This is a genomic window from Mesorhizobium sp. L-8-3 (assembly GCF_016756615.1).
Classification (GTDB): Bacteria; Pseudomonadota; Alphaproteobacteria; order Rhizobiales; family Rhizobiaceae.
On sequence record NZ_AP023262.1, the window covers coordinates 3011348 to 3028870 of the forward strand.

At 65.7% G+C, this 17523-nt stretch carries 13 protein-coding genes; 2 read left to right on the top strand and 11 right to left on the bottom strand.

From position 1 onward, the window contains the following. Positions 1-4 precede the first annotated feature (4 nt). The 10 genes from JN302_RS14120 to JN302_RS14165 form a co-directional block, all read right to left on the bottom strand. Positions 5-949 carry an SPFH domain-containing protein gene (locus JN302_RS14120; RefSeq protein WP_202312957.1) on the bottom strand — a complete coding sequence of 315 codons (945 nt, stop codon included), beginning with the start codon at positions 947-949 and terminating at the stop codon, positions 5-7. A 145-nt stretch (positions 950-1094) separates the two neighbouring features. Further along, positions 1095-2132, bottom strand: a complete 1038-nt coding sequence (hemH, locus tag JN302_RS14125) for a ferrochelatase (protein ID WP_202333309.1) — start codon at positions 2130-2132, stop codon at positions 1095-1097. 145 nt (positions 2133-2277) lie between these two features. After that, complete coding sequence (locus tag JN302_RS14130; RefSeq protein WP_202333310.1) at positions 2278-4254, bottom strand: 5'-nucleotidase C-terminal domain-containing protein; 1977 nt, start codon at positions 4252-4254, stop codon at positions 2278-2280. Between the two features lie 192 nt (positions 4255-4446). Then, a complete protein-coding gene (locus tag JN302_RS14135; protein ID WP_202333311.1) occupies positions 4447-5688 on the bottom strand; it encodes a phenylacetate--CoA ligase family protein in 1242 nt (413 codons plus the stop codon). A 169-nt stretch (positions 5689-5857) separates the two neighbouring features. Continuing rightward, positions 5858-6232 (bottom strand): hypothetical protein, encoded by a 375-nt coding sequence (locus JN302_RS14140; RefSeq protein WP_202312964.1) that lies wholly within the window; start codon positions 6230-6232, stop codon positions 5858-5860. 163 nt (positions 6233-6395) lie between these two features. After that, on the bottom strand, positions 6396-7841 hold the full coding sequence (locus tag JN302_RS14145) for a homospermidine synthase (protein WP_202333312.1): 1446 nt from the start codon (positions 7839-7841) through the stop codon (positions 6396-6398). Positions 7842-7978: 137 nt separating this feature from the next. Further along, positions 7979-8905 carry a heme-dependent oxidative N-demethylase family protein gene (locus tag JN302_RS14150; RefSeq protein ID WP_202334285.1) on the bottom strand — a complete coding sequence of 309 codons (927 nt, stop codon included), beginning with the start codon at positions 8903-8905 and terminating at the stop codon, positions 7979-7981. A gap of 44 nt (positions 8906-8949) precedes the next feature. Next, on the bottom strand, positions 8950-9600 hold the full coding sequence (locus JN302_RS14155; protein ID WP_202333313.1) for an aminotransferase class IV family protein: 651 nt from the start codon (positions 9598-9600) through the stop codon (positions 8950-8952). Next, the gene (locus tag JN302_RS14160; protein ID WP_202334286.1) at positions 9561-10697 is read right to left on the bottom strand and encodes an aminodeoxychorismate synthase component I; all 1137 of its coding nucleotides are present in this window, start codon (positions 10695-10697) and stop codon (positions 9561-9563) included. The genes JN302_RS14155 and JN302_RS14160 overlap by 40 nt, the downstream gene beginning before the upstream one ends. Positions 10698-10755: 58 nt before the next feature. Then, positions 10756-12570 carry a M3 family oligoendopeptidase gene (locus JN302_RS14165; protein ID WP_202334287.1) on the bottom strand — a complete coding sequence of 605 codons (1815 nt, stop codon included), beginning with the start codon at positions 12568-12570 and terminating at the stop codon, positions 10756-10758. A 327-nt stretch (positions 12571-12897) separates the two neighbouring features. On the opposite strand from JN302_RS14165, the gene JN302_RS14170 reads away from it, so the two are divergent. Together JN302_RS14170 and JN302_RS14175 are read left to right on the top strand one after the other, a co-directional pair. Then, positions 12898-14424: a sigma-54-dependent transcriptional regulator gene (locus JN302_RS14170; protein WP_202312967.1), complete on the top strand. Its 1527-nt coding sequence runs from the start codon at positions 12898-12900 to the stop codon at positions 14422-14424. A gap of 283 nt (positions 14425-14707) precedes the next feature. Next, entirely contained in the window at positions 14708-16540 is a 1833-nt protein-coding gene (locus tag JN302_RS14175; protein ID WP_342215952.1) for a DUF882 domain-containing protein, read from the top strand. Positions 16541-16667: 127 nt separating this feature from the next. Here JN302_RS14175 and JN302_RS14180 read toward each other — a convergent pair whose 3' ends face one another. Then, positions 16668-17306 (bottom strand): 2-dehydro-3-deoxy-phosphogluconate aldolase, encoded by a 639-nt coding sequence (locus JN302_RS14180; protein ID WP_202333314.1) that lies wholly within the window; start codon positions 17304-17306, stop codon positions 16668-16670. Positions 17307-17523: the final 217 nt, after the last annotated feature.

Consider the following 17523-nt stretch of genomic DNA (forward strand, 5'->3'; position numbering starts at 1 on the left):
GTCCTCAGCCTTGTTCGGGAAAGCGCGGCGGACGGCTGGCGGGTCGCGGCGCGCCTCCCGGCGTTTCGCCGAAGACCTCCTTGGCGATGGCGCCGATGCCGCCCAGCGAGCCGATCAGCGACGACGCCTCGAGCGGCATGAGGATGACCTTGTTGTTGCTCGACGAGCCGATCTTGGCCAGCGCTTCGGTGTATTTCTGCGCCACGAAATAGTTGATGGCCTGCATGTCGCCGCGCGAGATGGCTTCGGACACCACCTGCGTGGCACGCGCCTCGGCCTCGGCTGCTCTCTCTCGCGCTTCGGCGTCGCGGAAGGCGGCTTCCTTGCGGCCCTCTGCCTCCAGAACCTGCGCCTGCTTCTTGCCCTCCGCCTCGAGGATCTGGGCGCGTTTCTCGCGCTCGGCCATCATCTGGCGTGCCATGGATTCGACAAGGTTGGCGGGCGGGTTGATGTCCTTGATCTCCACGCGGGTGATCTTGATCCCCCATGGGTGAGCCGCCTCGTCGACAACGCGCAGCAGGCGCTCGTTGATCGCATCGCGGTTCGACAGCAGTTCGTCGAGATCCATCGAGCCCATGACGGTGCGGATGTTGGTCATGGTGAGGTTCAGGATGGCATTCTGCAGGCCCGAGACCTGATACGCCGCCTGCGGGGCGTTCAGCACCTGGAAGAAGGCGACGCCGTCGACGGCCACGATGGCGTTGTCGCGGGTGATGACCTCCTGGGTAGGCACGTCGAGGACCTGCTCCATCATGTTCATCCTGGCCCCGATACGATCGATGAATGGCACGATGAGGTTGAGGCCCGGCGTCAGCGACCTTGTGTAGCGGCCGAAACGCTCGACGGTGTAGTTGTAACCCTGCGGCACGGTCTTGATGCCGGTGAACAGCACCAGCAGCACGAGAATGACAAGTACCGGAATGATGACGTCCAGGCCCGTGAAAGGCATGCCGTTCTCCCCTCGCTCTGGCTTGTTGCCGATCGCCCGGTCGCCAACTCCGGACAGGAGCAGAATTAAGGACGAATTGCGGCGGACACAATCGCTCGGATTGCATTTCGTTCCGCCCGGAAGGGCAGGGCGGGACGATGCAGGGTCAGACCCAGCCCAACAGTTCGCGTCGCACCATCGCCTCGATGACGGCCATGCCCTCGTCGCTGTCGTTGAGGCAGGGTATATGGGTGAAATTCCCGCCGCCGGCATGGAAGAATATCTCGCGCGCCTCGACGGCGATCTCCTCGAGCGTCTCGATACAATCGGCCGAGAAGCCCGGGTTGACGACGGCGATCGACTTGACGCCTTCCTTGCCCAGGCGCTCGACGGTCTTGTCGGTATAGGGCTGAAGCCATTTCTGGGCGCCGAAACGCGACTGGAAGCACGTGATCAGCTTGTCCTCGCTCCAGCCGAGGCGCTCACGCAGCAGCTTTGTGGTCTCCATGCAGTGCTGCCGGTAGGGATCGCCCTTGTCGGAATAGGGCTTGGGAATGCCGTGGTAGGATGCGATCACGACCTCGGGCTCGAAACCGATGCCGGCCAGATGTCCCTCGACCGAGCGGGCGAGCGCGTCGATATAGACGGGCTCGTTGTAGTAGGGGGGCACGCTGCGCACGGCCGGCGCGTCGCGCATCGTCATCAGGGCGCGGAACAGCTTGTCGTTGGCCGTCGCGGTCGTGGTGGCGGAGTATTGCGGATAGAGCGGAAAGGTGAGGATCCTGTCGCAGCCCGCCGCTTTCATCCTGGTGACGGCGCTGGCGATCGACGGGTTGCCGTAGCGCATGCCATAGTCGACGACGATGTCGGGTCGGGCGGCGAAGGTGGCCGCGAGCTTTTCGCTCTGGGCGCGCGTATAGGTGCGCAGCGGCGACTCGTCGCGTTCGCGGTTCCATATCTTGGCGTAGTTCGCGCCCGACTTGGCCGGCCGGGTCGTCAATACCAGGCCGTAGAGGATCGGATACCAGACCAGCTTGTTCAACTCGATGACACGCGGATCCGACAGGAACTCGCGCAGATAGCGCCACATCGATCCGAAATCGGTGCCGTCGGGCGTGCCGAGATTGACCAGGAGGATGCCGACCTTGCCGTTGCGGGAAGGAGCGGGGATGTCGGTCGTGGCTTTGCTGCTCGTCAGGTTCATCTTCGCCTCGTTGATGGGCGGAACCTAGCGATGCCGGGCGCGAATTCAATGCAGCGTCTGGCCGCAGCCTGCCAGGGGCAGATCGGCGGGCCCCGGTTGCCCGCCGCGTTTCGCGCCAAAGTGCGAAATCGTCGGCCGTTGGGTATCAGTTGGCGGCCGGAATCCTGAGCGTGGCGCCCACGGGAAGACGGCGCGGCCTGTATTCGGGGTTGGCGGCCGAGATTGCCTTCCATTTCGCCCCGTCGCCGTAGCTCTTCTCGGCCAGGTCCCAATAGGTGTCGCCGGTCTCGATCACGTGGCTCGATTCGCCCGCCATGGACTGGGCCGGAGCTGTCTGGGCCGGTGCGGCTTCCATCGGGGCTGCGGGGGCAGGCTGCGCAGGCGCCGCATCGCTGGGCACGGTCGGCGGCGTGTTGGCGATGTCGCCCGAAGCGGTCGGCAGTTCCGGCACGGCGGGCGCCGCTTGCGCGGTTTCCGCCGGCTTCGCCGGTTCGCCGGCCGCGACCTGCGTGGCGCCGACTTCGCTGACGCGGCCTTCGAGCTTCGGCGTATAGGGCTGGTTGGCCGCGAGATAGTCGGCGACCACCTGCTCCAGGCTGGGGCCGAAATCATAGGCGTTCCGGGCGTTGGATGCGAACAGCTTGTAGCCGTCGCCGCCGCCTCTGACGAAGTTGTTGGTGGCGGCCAGGTACAGCTTCTCCGGCTCGATCGGCTTCCAGGCACCGTCTTCCATCACCTCGACCGACTTGATGCGCCCTTCGTTCGGCTTGACCGACTTGTCGAAGGAGTATCTCAGGCCGCCGACCTGTGGGAACTTGCCCTTGCCTTCCTCGATCTCGCTGACCCCGCTCTCGAGCGAAGCCACCAGGTCCTTGCCGGAGATCTCGAACGTCGCCAGCGTATTCTGGAACGGCAGCACGGTCAGCACTTCGCCCATGGTCACCGGACCCTGGTCGATCGATGCGCGGATGCCGCCGCCGTTCTGGACGGCGATGGTGACGCCCTGGCCCTTCAAGCGGTCGAGCATGGCGTCGGTGATGAGGTTGCCCATCTCGCATTCGCGTGCCCGGCATGTCTCGCGGCTGCCATCGATCGGCGCGGCTGTTTCGGCGACCACCTTGGACTTCATCTCCTCGATCGGGGCGCCGAGCGCCTTGATGCGCTCAAGCACCCCTGCGTCGGGCATGATCGACTTGTCGAGCAAGATCGGATCGCCCTTGGCCTCCTTGACCACGCCGTTGTCGTCGAAGGTGACGGCGAACTCTCCCAGATATTTGGAATAGGAGGCAGCCTGCGTGACCGGAACCTCGTAGCCCTCCGGATTGTCGATCATCGTCGGGTAGGGGCCTTCGGCCTTCGGATCGGTGTTCGAGAGCAGCGAATGTGAATGGCCGCCCACGACCACGTCTACGCCGGGAATCTTCGCGATGGCCTCCTTGTCGCGCGGATAGCCGACATGGGTGAGCGCGATGATCTTGTTCACGCCCTCGGCCTTCAGCTTTTCGACCTCGGCCGCGATCGCCTTCATGTCCTCCTCGAAGGTGATGTTGGGGCCGGGCGAGGCGATCTCGGGCGTGTCGTTGGTGACCGCGCCGATGATGCCGATCTTCTGGCCGCCGACCTCGACCACGATCGACGGCTTGATCTTGTCGCCGACCTTCGACTTGGCGTCGGCATGGACATTGGCGCTGAGCACCGGGAAGTTGACCTCCTCCAGGAAGGGCACCAGCACCTCTTCGCCGTCGTCGAACTCGTGATTGCCGACGGTCATGGCGTCGAACTTCATCATATTCAGGAACTCGGCCTCGGCCGTGCCCTTGTAGGTCGTGTAGAAGAGCGAGCCCTGGAAATTGTCGCCGCCGTTGAGGAGCAGCACGTTCTGGCCGTCGAGCGCCTTGCGGCGGTCGGCGATCGCTGTCACCAGGCGAGCGGCGCCGCCGAAGCATTCGCCCTTGCCTTCTTCCTCGGCAGAACAGGTCGATTCGTATTTGTTGTTGGATTCGATACGGCTGTGCCAATCGTTGATATGCAGGATGGTCAAAGTATAGTCGGCAAAGGAAGCGCCGGCCGACAGGGCCAGCATCGAGGCTGCGCCCGCGGCGATCGCAGACATCTTTCTCATCGTTCGAACTCCCAGTTGAACCAGCGGTGACTTAGCGCCACTCGTTGAAGCCTGTGCTACGGAGAGCCTCGTATCGCAGGCTTGCCCCCGGCGCGCCTATCCCTCCGGATGCGTCTCGTTCATATGTTCACATTGCGATTGGGAGGATGCAAGCGGAAACGGCAGCCGGCCGGCTGCCGTTTCGGGAGGCGATCAGCGGGAATAGTCGCGCTCGTCGGCGATGACCTTGCCGTCGTTCGGCAGCGAGCCGGCGGCAGCAAGCACGACGCTTCCCCCGAGCTTGGTGACCTCGCGCAAGGTCGTCTCGATCCCGCCGGCATCGGCATGCCCCTCCACTTCGACATGGAGCGCCATGACGTCGCGGTCTTCGGCGCGGCCGACGACCAGGCGCGCGCGCCTGATCTCCGGGTGGCGGGCGACGATCTCCGCTACCTGCCGCGGGTCGACGAACATGCCCTTCACCTTGGTTCGCTGGTCGGCCCGGCCCATCCAGCCCTTGATGCGCGTATTGGTGCGGCCGCATGGCGACCGACCGGGCAGCACCGCCGAAAGGTCTCCGGTGCCCAGCCTGATCATCGGATAGGACGGGTTGAAGCCGGTGACGACGACTTCGCCCACCTCGCCCTCCGGAACGGGGTCGCCGGTACCCGGCCGCACGATCTCCACGATCAGCTCCTCGTTTACGATCATGCCTGGATAGGGGGTGCCGTCCGGTCCGGCGCTCTCATAGGCGATGACGCCCATTTCGGCGGTGGCGTAGCATTGCAGCACGTCGACGCCGCGCATCCGGTATTCCGCCCGCATCGAGGGAAACAGCGCCCCGGCCGAGACCAGACCCGCGCGGAAGCCGGACAGGTCCTTGCCCATTTCCCCGGCCTTGTCGAGCAAGACCTTGAGGAAGTCGGGCGTGCCGCAATAGACGCGGGGCCTCAGCGTCGCCGCCGCCTCGACCTGCATCTCGGTATTGCCGGTGCCGGCGGGGAAGACGGCGCAGCCCAGCGCCCGCGCGCCGGCATCGAGAAGGAAGCTGCCAGGCGTCATATGATAGGAGAAGGTGTTGTGGACGATGTCGCCGGACCGCACGCCGGCCGCATGGAATGCGCGGGCCGCGCCGCCCGGATCCGAGCCGGCACCTTCGGGCTCCCACAACGGGCCGGGAGACATGAAGACGTGCTTTCCGGCGAGCGCCGCGGAGGCGGCAAAGCCGCCGAAGGGCGGGTTCGCCTGCTGAAGCTCCATAAGTTCGGACTTGCGCAGCACCGGCAGCGCCGCAAGCGCGGCGCGATCACGGATCGCCGCGGGGTCGGTTCCCTCCAGCCGGGCGGCAAGCGCGGGAGCGCCTGACATCGCCTCGGCGAGAAAGCCCGGAAGCCTGGCGAACAGGTCACGCTCGCGCTGCTCGGGATCGCGGGTTTCCAGGCTGTCGAAAAACATGGTTCCTCCCGATCGTTTCAGGAGGTTATCGCAATCCGGCGCGCACGGCGCAAGCAGGCGCCGCGAAGCACGCTACGGCGTGTGGCGTGAAGCGTTCAGGCAACACGCAGCTTTGGCCCATGTCTTATTCCCGAAACCGCTGCACGCTTTCGGGAGACATGCCTTGATGTCATGCGCGAGCGCGCCGCGTCAGGACGAATTGCTGGCCGGTCGAGCTGGTGCAGTTGAGCTGCGTGGGCGCGACCAGCGCGCAGTTCACGCTCGACGTGGTCTGGCGGATCAGCGAGCGTACGGTGATCGAGGCCGTCCTGGCGTCTACAAGGTGATAGTTGCCGTCGGCGAGCTTGTTGCCGGTATCGGTTGCGATCGTCTCGAAGACGCCACCGGAGAAGCGCGAGATGGCGACGCCGTCCGTGCTCATCCATTCGCCGTCGAAGGGGCTGGAAGCGTTGGCCACAGGCCCGCCGCCGGGGCCGGCTGCGACGCACCCGGCGACCATCGCGGCCGACGCGGCCATTGCCAACACGTTGCGCATGATCGTCATATCGGCGAATCCTCTCCTCGGCCCGCACCCCGGCGGATCAATCGCCCGATTTCCCGGCGAATGCAAGGCGTGAAAGAGCGCCGCACGCCCATCCCGGGCGCGCAAGGGGCGCTGCGAAATTGAAGCTGCGGCGGCCCTGGCCGACTGCTGGACGCAGGCGCGATCAGCGCACCAGAACGTTGCGGAACTGCCAGGGGTCCTCTTCGTCGATATCCTCTTCGAACAGGCCCGGCCGGCCCTCCAGCGGCGTCCAGTCGGTGTAATAACCTTTCACCGGCCCGAGATATGGCGTCTGCACTTCGAGACAGCGCCGATAGTCCATCTCATCGGTCTCGACGATGCCCGCCTCGGGATGCTCCAGCGCCCAGACCATGCCGGCGAGCACGGCCGAGGTGACCTGCAGACCGGTGGCGTTCTGGTAGGGCGCCAGCTTGCGGGCCTGCTCCAGCGTGAGCTGCGAACCGTACCAGTAGGCGTTCCTGGCGTGGCCGTAGAGCAGCACGCCCAACTCGTCCGAGCCGTCCACCAGCTCGTTCTCGTCGAGCACATGGTGCACGGGCTGGGCCTTGCCGGCCGCCCCGAACATCTCGTGAAGCGACAGCACGGCCTCGTTGCAGGGATGATAGGCGTAGTGGCACGTCGGCCGATATTGAACCTTGCCCTTCTTCGAGCGCACGGTGAAGAAGTCGGCGATCGAAATCGCCTCGTTGTGGGTGACGAGGAAGCCGTATTGCGGCCCGGGCGTCGGGCACCAGGTGCGCACGCGGGTGTTGGCGCCGGGCTGCTCCAGGAAGATCGCCGCCTTGGACCCGTATTTCTGTTTCCTGGCGTTCTTCGGCATCCAGTTCTCATGAGTGCCCCAGCCGAGCTCGGCCGGCTGCAGGCCCTCGGAGATGAAGCCCTCCACCGACCAGGTGTTCCAGAACACGTTCATCTGCTTGGGCTTCTTGGTGCGCTGCGTGTCCCGTTCGGCGATGTGGATGCCCTTGACGCCGGCCTTCTGCATCAGCTTGGCCCAGCCCTGGCGGTCGTGCTGTGCCGGTTCCTCGAAGTCTAATCCGAGCTCCTTCGCGAGATCGACCAGCGCCTGCTTGACGAACCAGGAAACCATGCCCGGATTGGCGCCGCTGCAGGAAATCGCGGTGGTGCCGCCGGGATTCTTCTCCTGCTCGTCGACGACCGTCTGGCGCAGCGCATAGTTGGTGCGGGCCGCATTGTCGGCCTTGGCATCGAAATAGAAGCCCAGCCAGGGCTCGACGACCGTGTCGATGTAAAGCACGCCGAGCTTGCGGCAGAGCTTCATCAGGTCCAGCGACGAGGTGTCGACCGACAGGTTGACGCAGAAACCCTGGCCGCCGCCATTGGTCAGCAGCGGCTTCAGCAGTTTCTTGTAGTTCTCCTTCGTCACGGCCTCCTTGAGGAAGGTAATGCCGCGATCGTCGAGCAGCTTCCTGTCGGCGTCCTGCGGGTCGATGACGACCATGCGCGACTTGTCGAATTTGAAATGGCGCTCGATGAGGGGCAGTGTGCCGCGGCCGATCGAGCCGAAGCCGATCATGACGATCGGGCCGGTGATTTCGCCGTGGACCGGCCACTCCGTTTTTGCCATTTCAAGAACTCCTTGGATGGGGGGATGTCGCCGACTCGATGCCGGGCGCAAGGCGCGTGAATTGCACGAAATGCGGGCTAACCACAGATTGCCGTCACAATAAAGAAGATTTCGCGGTCAGGGTTTACGCCGGCCGGTCAGGTTGCGTCCGCGGCAATCGTCCGCAGCGCCGAAACCAGGCGGTCACGGTCGGCCGTGAGACCCTTGTAATCGAGCTGCGACCCTTCCAGCGCGGCAAGCTGATCGGCGAAGGAGGCCGCGATGCGGGCGCGGTCGGGATGGCGTGCGAGCCTCTCGATCGGGTCGAGATAGGTGCGGATGGTGAACAGGATATCGCCGCTTTCCGGCAGCTTGCGCAGCGTCTGGCGCTCGACCCGCATGAAGGCGTGCGCGGCGATGTCGGCCTCTGGAAATCGCGACGGGCGGACAACCGCGCGCTCCGTGCGCTCGGCGCCGGAAAGCGGCTTGTACAAATCCCCGCCGGCCTGCAGCGACCAGTTCCGGCGTTCGACCGGTTGAGCCGCGGCGAGACTATCGAAGATGCGGCCGATGATGTCGGCGGTGCGGGTGCCGCGGCCGAAGCCCGGAACCGGCGCATGAATGTCCTGCAGCGGCCTGCCGAATTTTTCCTGGAGCGACCAGGAGGCAGGGAAGCAGAGTGTGGCGGCGACAAGCCGCCAGCCGTCCTCACTCTTTCGCATCAGGACCAGGTCTTCCTGAACCAGTCGGGCGGCGATGAGCAGCGGCGGAGAACCGTCGTCCAGAACCTGGCGACGTATCCGGCCGACCAGCAGCGCGTCGCCGTAGCGCCGGTAGGTCTCCGGGAAGCGGCCGGGCAGATAGCTGGCCAGAAGGTCGAGCACCTCCTGCTGGGCCTGGCGCGTGTCTCTCTCCTCGACAAAGACCTTGTCGGGGATTTGGGCGTGGAGCCGGTCCTTCTCGGCGAGATAGGCGTCGATATCGTCGTCGACCTCGATCCATTCGTCGAGGTCGAGGGGCTTGAGGCCGATGGTGAACGGCTTCGTCGAGCCGTCATAGGGAGTATGGGTGGGCGTCACGCTGATCCGGACTGGATTGGTCTTTGCCGGCAAGATAGCCGAAGCGACTGCTAGCGCAAGGCGGCCCGGATCAGGCCGCGCAGGGAGTTGCCGACATATATGACGCTGGCGTTTGCGAGGTCGCCCGGCGTCAGTTCCCTTTCCACTGCGTGTCCGGTGTCGATCAGTTCCGCCCGCAGCACGCCGGGCAGCAGACCGCAATCGAGCGACGGCGTGAGCAACGGACCGCCATCGCCCATATCGAGGAATATGTTGGTGATGGTTCCCTCGCAGAGCTGACCCTCGCGGTTGGTGAGGATTACCTCGTCTACGGCCTCCGGCGGGAACTCCTCGCGAGCCGCCTGGTAGACCTCCCGCCGTGTCGTCTTGTGGCGGACCAGCGGGTCGTCGCGGTCGAGGCACGTGGCGGCGATCGCGAGTTTCCAGACTGTGGACGGCGCGATCGGGGCGAAGGGATGGACGGTGCAACTGACACCGCCGCTCCATGCCAGGGCGAGACGCACCCGCAGCATCTGTGTCGGGTCGACAGCGCGCGCGATTGCGTCATGGACCGCAGTCGGATCGCATCGAAAGCCGAGTTCGCGCGCCGAGGCAGCCAGCCGGGCCAGGTGCCGCTCCGATCGCACCAGGCCAAGGCCGGGCTCGTGGCGCAGCGTCTCGATCAGTTCGAAGCCGTGGCGAAGCGTGCTTTCAGGAGACATTCCTCATACTCCGCTTCCACCGAAGAATCGAAAACCACGCCGCCGCCGACATTGAACACCGCGTCGCCGCCGGCATGGAGCGAAATCGTTCGGATGGCGACGTTGAAGCGCATGCGCCCGCCGGGCTCGATCCAGCCGATCGAGCCGCAATAGGCGTCACGCGGGCGCTCTTCCAGCGCATTGAGAATCTCCATCGCCCGGATCTTCGGCGCACCGGTGATCGAGCCGCATGGGAACAGCGCGGCGAACAGCCGGCGGATGGTGAGGTCGGGCAGCAGCCTGGCGCGCACGCGGCTCACCATCTGATGCACCGTCGCATAGCTCTCGATGCGGAAGAGTTCCGGTACATCGAGCGTGCCGACCTCGCTCACCAGCGAGATGTCGTTACGCAGGAGGTCGACGATCATCCGGTTCTCGGCCTGGTTCTTTGGGTCGTTGCGCAGGAAGCGCTTGAGCCTGGCGTCCTCGGCCCTGGTCTTGCCACGCGGCGCGGTGCCTTTCATCGGATGGGTCTCGATCCAGCGGTCGGCATCGACCTTGAAGAAAAGCTCAGGGGAACGCGACAGCAGGACGGGATCGCCGAGCGAGACCAGGGCACCGTATTTGACGGGCTGGCGCGCGGCGAGCGTGCGGAAGGCGGCCAACGGATCGCCGCTCCACTGCGCATCGATCGGGAAGGTCAGGTTGGCCTGATAACAATCGCCTTCGCGCAAATGCCGATGAAGGCGCGCGAAGCGCTTCTCGTAGTCTTCGAAGGACCAGGACGGCCTGGCATCGAAGATCGGTCCGTTGCCCAGCGGCTCGGGTGCAGACGACAGCCTCCGCGCGGATGGCCCGTCGAAGATGCCGAGGCTGAGAAGCGGCGCGCGGCGGCCCCCCGGCAGGAGCGGCCGCAGCTTCGGCTCGAGCAGATAGCCGGCTTCATAAGAGAGGTAGCCGGCGAGCCAGCGGCCGGAGCGATGGGCATCTTCCGCCGCCTCCAGGGCGGCGTCGAACTCATCGGGCGTTTGAGCCGTCAAGACCCGAATAGGCTCGTCGAACAGCAGCTCGCTGCCGGAGAAGTCATCCCGGAACAGGACGAAGGGCGAGGGCGGCATGGGTGTCGTCACGATGTCCGAGAATGCCGGCAGAGCGCCGGCACGCTTGTTTTCCGCCTCAGTCCAGGGCTTCGAGTTCGTCGATCAGCCCGCCGATCACCGAAAGACCGATCTGCCAGAATCCGGGATCGGAAGCATCGAGGCCGAACGGGGCGAGAAGCTCGGAATGATGCTTGGTGCCGCCGGCCTTCAGCATCTCGAAATACTTCTCCTGGAAGCCGCGCTCGGCATTCTGGTAGACCGCATAGAGCGAGTTCACCAGGCAGTCGCCGAAGGCATAGGCATAGACGTAGAAGGGCGAGTGGATGAAATGGGGGATATAGGCCCAGAAGGTCTCGTAGCCCTCGCGAAGCCTGATCGCCGGGCCGAGGCTCTCGGCCTGCACCTCCAGCCAGAACTCGCCGACCCTGTCGGAGGTCAGCTCGCCGTTGCGCCGCTCCGTATGGATCTTCCGCTCGAACTGATAGAAGGCGATCTGGCGCACCACGGTGTTGATCATGTCCTCGACCTTCTGGGCGAGCATCGCCTTGCGCTCACGCGGGTCGGTGGTCCTGTCGAGCAGAGAGCGGAAGGTCAGCATCTCGCCGAACACCGAGGCCGTCTCGGCGAGCGTCAGAGGCGTCGAGGCCATGAGCGCGCCCTGTCCGCCGGCCAGGACCTGGTGGACGCCGTGGCCGAGCTCATGGGCAAGCGTCATCACGTCGCGCGGCTTGCCCATGTAGTTGAGCAGCACGTAGGGATGCACGGAGGGCACCGTCGGATGAGCGAAGGCGCCCGGCGCCTTGCCGGGCCTCACCGGGGCGTCGATCCACTTGCGGTCGAAGAAGGAACGCGCGATCTCGGCCATTTCGGGCGAGAAGCGATGATAGGCCGAGAGCACGGTTTCCCTGGCCTCGTCCCAGGCGATCGTCGCCTGCGGGGTCTCCGGCAGCGGCGCGTTGCGGTCCCAGTGATTCATCGCGTCCATGCCGAGCCATTTCGCCTTCAGCGCATAGTAGCGATGGGAAAGCCGGGGATAGGCGTCGCGCACCGCGGCAGCCAGCGCGTCCACCACGTCGCGCTCGACGCGGTTCGCCAGATGGCGGGAATCGGCTATGTCCTGGAAGCCCCGCCAGCGGTCGGAGATCTCCTTGTCCTTGGCGAGCGTGTTGGTGATCAGCGTGAAGGTCCGCAGGTTCTGCTTGAAGGTGTCGGCCAGCGCTCCGGCCGCCTTACGGCGGATCTCGCCGTCAGGATCCTGCAGCTTGTTGAGCACCGGCTCCAGAGCGAGCTCCTCGCCGTCGACGTCGAAGCGCAGGTCGGTCATTGTTTCGTCGAAGAGCCGGTTCCAGGCGCCGCGGCCGGTGACAGATTTCTCGTGGAAGAGCTGTTCGACCCGGTCTTCCAACTGGTAGGGCTTGTCCTTCCTGAGATCGAGCACCCAGGGGCGGTAGTGGCCGAACGCCGGATCGGCATCGAGTGCGGCCTCGATGAGGGCGTCGTCGACGAGGTTCAGCTCGAGCGGGAAGAACAGGAGATGCGAGCCGGAGTCGGTCATCTTCTCCTGCACGTCGCCATAGAGCTTGGCGCGCTTCGGATCGGACGTGTTGCCGGCATAGATCAGCCCGGCATAGGAGGCGATGCGGCCGATCAGTTCCTCCAGCGCCTCATATTCGCGCAGTGCCGCGCCGAGCCCGCCGGCGGCGCCTTTGCCGGCCTCCGCGGCCAGCCTGCCCTTCCAGCGGCTCTCGAAATCGATCGCCTGCTTGCCGGCTTCGTCGATGTCGCGGCGGAGCTCCGGGGCTTCCATGCCGGAATAAAGATCGCCCAGATTCCATTCCGGCAGGTCACCGAGCGCCGGGCCGGATGCGCCGGCGGAGGCGGGTTTCGACATGGTCGTGCGGGATGCGAACGCCGACAGCTTCGAGCGAATGGGCATTTCAGGGCCTTCCGGTTACCGGGGTAAGCCGCTCTCCTAGCGCATCGGCCGGAAAATCGGAACGGTTTTCGGAAAGCACGATGCGCAAGTCGACGGCGGCTGGGTGTCCTGACGCATCAGGCGTTCCTTTCTCCTTCGGCGACCCAGGTCTTCGCGAGGGCCCTGCCGGTCCGTGGCAGGGGAAAGGTTTCGTTCACCGGCTTTCTTGAAGGCTTATTTAGAACCGCTGTGGCAAATTCCAGGCGACAACCACCCGCCTGCGGGCGACAATCCATTTGTTTCATGGCCGGTCCGATCCTCATAGTCGATGACGACCCCGTCCAGCGCAGGCTTCTCGAAGCGGCGGTGACGAAGTTCGGCCACGAGGCGATCGTCGTCGACGGCGGCGAAGCGGCGCTCGCGGTACTCGACGGGCCGCGCGGACGCGATGTGTCGGCAGTCATCCTCGATCTCATGATGCCCGGCCTTGACGGCATCGGCGTCATGGCCGCCATGCGCGAGCGCGACATCGCCTTGCCCGTCATCGTGCAGACGGCGCAAGGCGGGATCGACACCGTTGTCGCCGCGATGCGGGCCGGCGCCTTCGATTTCGTCGTCAAGCCGGCGTCGCCGGATCGGCTGCAGGCAGCGATATCGAGCGCCCTCAAGGTCGAGGCGGTCGGGGAGGCGGTGCGCCGGGCGCGCAAGCCGTCGGGCGGAACGCTGACCTTCAAGGACCTCGTCACCCGCAGCGAAACCATGGAGCGGGTGATCCGGCTCGGTCAGAAAGCGGCTGCGTCCAGCATCCCAATCCTGATAGAAGGGGAGTCCGGTGTCGGCAAGGAGATGGTGGCCCGCGCCATCCAGGGATCCGGCGAACGCCGCTCGAAACCTTTTGTGACCGTGAATTGTGGGGCAATCCCCGAAAATCTGGTGGAAAGCATCCTGTTCGGCCACGAGAAGGGGGCCTTCACCGGCGCAACGGAAAAACACACGGGCAAGTTCGTCGAGGCCCATTCGGGTACGCTGTTCCTGGACGAGATCGGCGACCTGCCGCTCGACGTCCAGGTCAAGCTGCTGCGCGCCGTACAGGACGGCGAGGTCGACCCGGTCGGCGCGCGGGCCACGGTCAAGGTCGACATCAGGCTGATCTCGGCGACCCACCGTAACCTGCTTCAGCAGGTGAAGGAGGGCAAATTCCGCGAAGACCTGTTCTACCGCCTCAACGTCTTCCCTATCTTCGTGCCGCCGCTGCGCGACCGGCGTGACGACATTCCGCATCTGGTCAGCCATTTCATGGCCCGCATGACGGCATCGGGAGGCCGCGGGATCGGCGCCATCTCGGAGGAGGCGCTGCGGATGCTGCAGGCCTATGACTGGCCGGGCAACATCCGGCAGCTCGAGAACGCCGTCTTCCGCGCCACCGTGCTTTGCGACGGCGACGTCCTGACCGCCGCGGACTTCCCGCAGATCCGGGCGCAGGTCGAGGGCATCGAACTGTCGCCGGAGATCGCCGGGGCGCCGGAGGCCCCCGCCGCAACTGCACCCTCCGTTCCCGCGCCAGTCGCTGCGCAGTCCCCGGCAGCGGCGGCCGCCCCTGCCGGCGGCGAGAAACAGTTCGGGATCCTGCGCGCGCTCGACGAGCGCGGCAATGTCAGGGCACTCGCCGAGATCGAGCTCGACCTGATCAAGCTGGCCATCGAGCGTTACAACGGCCAGATGAGCGAGGTCGCCCGGCGCCTGGGGATCGGGCGTTCGACCCTCTACCGCAAGCTGAAGGAATACGGCATCGACCCGGATCAGCAGCGTTCGGATCGGTTGGCTTCCTGAGGCACGTCCCGTCGTCCGAACGTCTGGAGCAAGGCCCGGGATGTGGCTCGTCCGGCCCGAATCAGTGATCGGTCCGTCTGGCCGCCGTCCACAATTTCTCGTGTAAACCTCCGGTTTACCTTGATCTCAGCCGTAGATTTTTCGGCGGATTGTCGCCATGGTCTTACCGCATTTCGGCTTCAATAAGCTCTGATTAACCATTAGGAACGATATTCGGAGAGCACCTGAGGGGCATCCGGGCATCAAATCCGGGGACAAACGGCAGTCTGCAAGGCCTTTTGATTTGATCAAGATCGACCTGGGAATTCGCGGACGGGATCCGAGGGGAGCCGTCTGGCCGAAATGGCTGGCACTTCTGATGCTGGCGACCAGCATCCTCCTGGGAGGGGGAGCGGCGGCGAGCGCGGAGACGCGCACGTTGAAGCTCTATTTCATCCATACGGGCGAGAAGGCCCAGATCACTTTCAAGCGCAATGGCCGTTACGACGCCAACGGACTGAAGCAGATCAACAATATCCTGCGCGACTGGCGGCGCAACGAGCCGACCAAGATGGATCCGCGCCTGCTCGATCTTGTCTGGGAGGCCTATCGCGCTTCGGGGTCGAACGACTATATCCATGTCGTTTCGGCCTACCGCTCGCCCGCGACCAACTCGATGCTGCGCAGCCGCTCCAAGGGCGTTGCCAAGAAGAGCCAGCATATGCTCGGCAAGGCGATGGATTTCTATCTGCCCGACGTCAGGCTCAAGAAGCTTCGCGAGATCGGGCTCAAGATGCAGGGCGGCGGCGTCGGCTACTATCCGACATCCGGCTCGCCCTTTGTTCATTTCGACGTGGGCAATGTGCGTCACTGGCCGAAGATGAGCCGCAAGGAACTGGTGGCGCTGTTCCCGAGCGGCAAGACCCTTCATGTGCCGAGCGACGGCAAGCCTTTGCCGGGCTTCGAACAGGCCGTGGCCGCATACGAATCGCGCAGGAAGAGCGGCGGGTCCGCCATCGCGCTGGCGAGTTCGGGCGGCCGCTCGCGTTCCGGCGGCCTGCTGGCTGCGCTGTTCGGCGGCGGCGCGGATGAAGAGGAAGAAAGCGGCGGCGCTGTCGTGGCGGCCGCGGCCGACGAACCCGAGCCGAAGCCGGCCCGCCAGCAGAAGCCTGCGCCTCAGAAGGTCGAGAACCCGGCAAACGGACAGATCCGCATTCTTCCGCCGGAACTGGCGCGCCCGGCCGACGTCGCGCGCCCGGCCGAAGAGCCCGCCCAGGAAACCATCGTCGCCGCGCTGCCGACCCGCGACGTGCCGCTGCCGGCGGTGGCGCCGCGCCCCAAGACCGACGTCGGCGCGCCGCTCGTGGACCTCGACAGCAATCGGGGCCCGCTGGTCGACCTGTCCAGTCAGGGTGACGAGCCCGCGGCGGAAGTCGCGCTCAACGTGCCGCTGCCGACCCGCCGGCCGGCCTATGCGCCGCCTGCCGAACTCGCCACCGCCCAGGACGCGCTTCTGGTCGCGAGCACACAGGTGGAAGAGCTGCAGAACGCGGTGGCCGTGCCGCTTCCGTCGAGCCGTCCGGCCGACACGATCGCGTCCGCCGCGGTGGCCGCCCTTCCGGCATCGATGACGGCCGTGCCGGAGGCTGCTGCCTATGCCGCGCCCGAACCTCGCGCGCCGGTGCCGTCCGCCTCGCCTTTGCTGGAGACGGCCGGGTTCAAGCCGGCGCCCGAGGAGATCATCGCGGTGCCGAAGATGGAGCGCACCGCCGCGGTCGCCGCGTCGCCGAAAATGGCGCTTGCGGCCCGTGCGCCCGGTTCCGATCCGGCCTCGGCGTTCAGCGGAGTGAAGACCACGGCCAAGTCGGCGCGTCCGGGAGCCGCCGACAGCAAGCCCGAGCCCAAGCCGGTGGTTCTGGCGGCGCAGCCAAGGGCAGCCCGCTGGGCGCTCGACGGCAACTACATCGCCAACAACACCGACGGCACGAAGGCGCCGTCCTATGCAAACAAGATCGTCTACTCGGCGCCGCGCGAGGTCTACACCGCCGGCTTCCAGCAGGGCGACCAGCAACTGGCCGATGCGAACCGGTTCACCGGCAAGGCTGTGACCTTCCTGTCGGTGGCGCGTTTCAACTGACCCGCTTGCCAGCGTTTTCCGGTTCGGTGGATTCCGCAGTCCACGCGGGGAGGCCGGGCCGGACGAAGCGGCGCGGCTTCTCTGCTTGAGTGCCTTTTCACAGCGTCATGTCGGGATGCGGGCCTGCTCAGCCCGCCAGCGCCGCTGCCTCGCGCGCGAGCGCCTCGATCTTGTCCCACTGCTGCGCCTTCACCATCTCGTCGGGCGCCACCCAGGAGCCGCCGACGCAGACGACGTTCGGCAGGCCGAGATAGTCGGGCGCATTGCCTGACGTGACGCCGCCGGTCGGGCAGAAACGAATGCCGGCGAAAGGCGAGGCGAGCGATTTCAGGAAGGCGATGCCGCCTGCCTGCTCGGCCGGGAAGAACTTCAGGAAATCCAGGCCTTCCTCGGCGGCGGTCATGATCTCGGCGGGCGTGATCGCGCCGGGCAGCAACGGCACCTCGCTGCCGCGCGCCGCGGCGAAGAGCTGGCTCGTCGCGCCGGGGCTGACGATGAAGCGCGATCCGGCCTGTGCTGCCTGCTCGAACTGGCCGGCGTTGAGGATGGTGCCGGCCCCGACCACGGCCTCTTCCACCTCCCGGGCGATGCGGCGGATCGCCTCGATCGCGTCGGGGGTCCTCAGCGTCACCTCGATCATCGGCAGTCCGCCCCGCGCCAGCGCCCGGGCAAGGGGAACCGCATCCGCGACGTCGGCGATCTTCAGGACGGGAATGACGGGCTGGCCCTTGAGCAGCGCGAGGAGCTTTTCTGACTTGTTCGCCATGGCAGTCCCGTCCTGTCTGTTTGAACCGATTTAAAGCGTGGGCCCGAGAATCGTTGTCGATCTTCGGAAAACACGAAGCGTGAGGAAGTGCCGGGGCGTCACGCGTCCCTGAGGACGCGTGTCGTCCCGACGGCCCGAAATATCAGAGCCGGCGCCGCCGGTCCATCGTTCAACACCTCGTCGCATCGACCGGTTGCATCGCGAAAGGCCGCTCCAG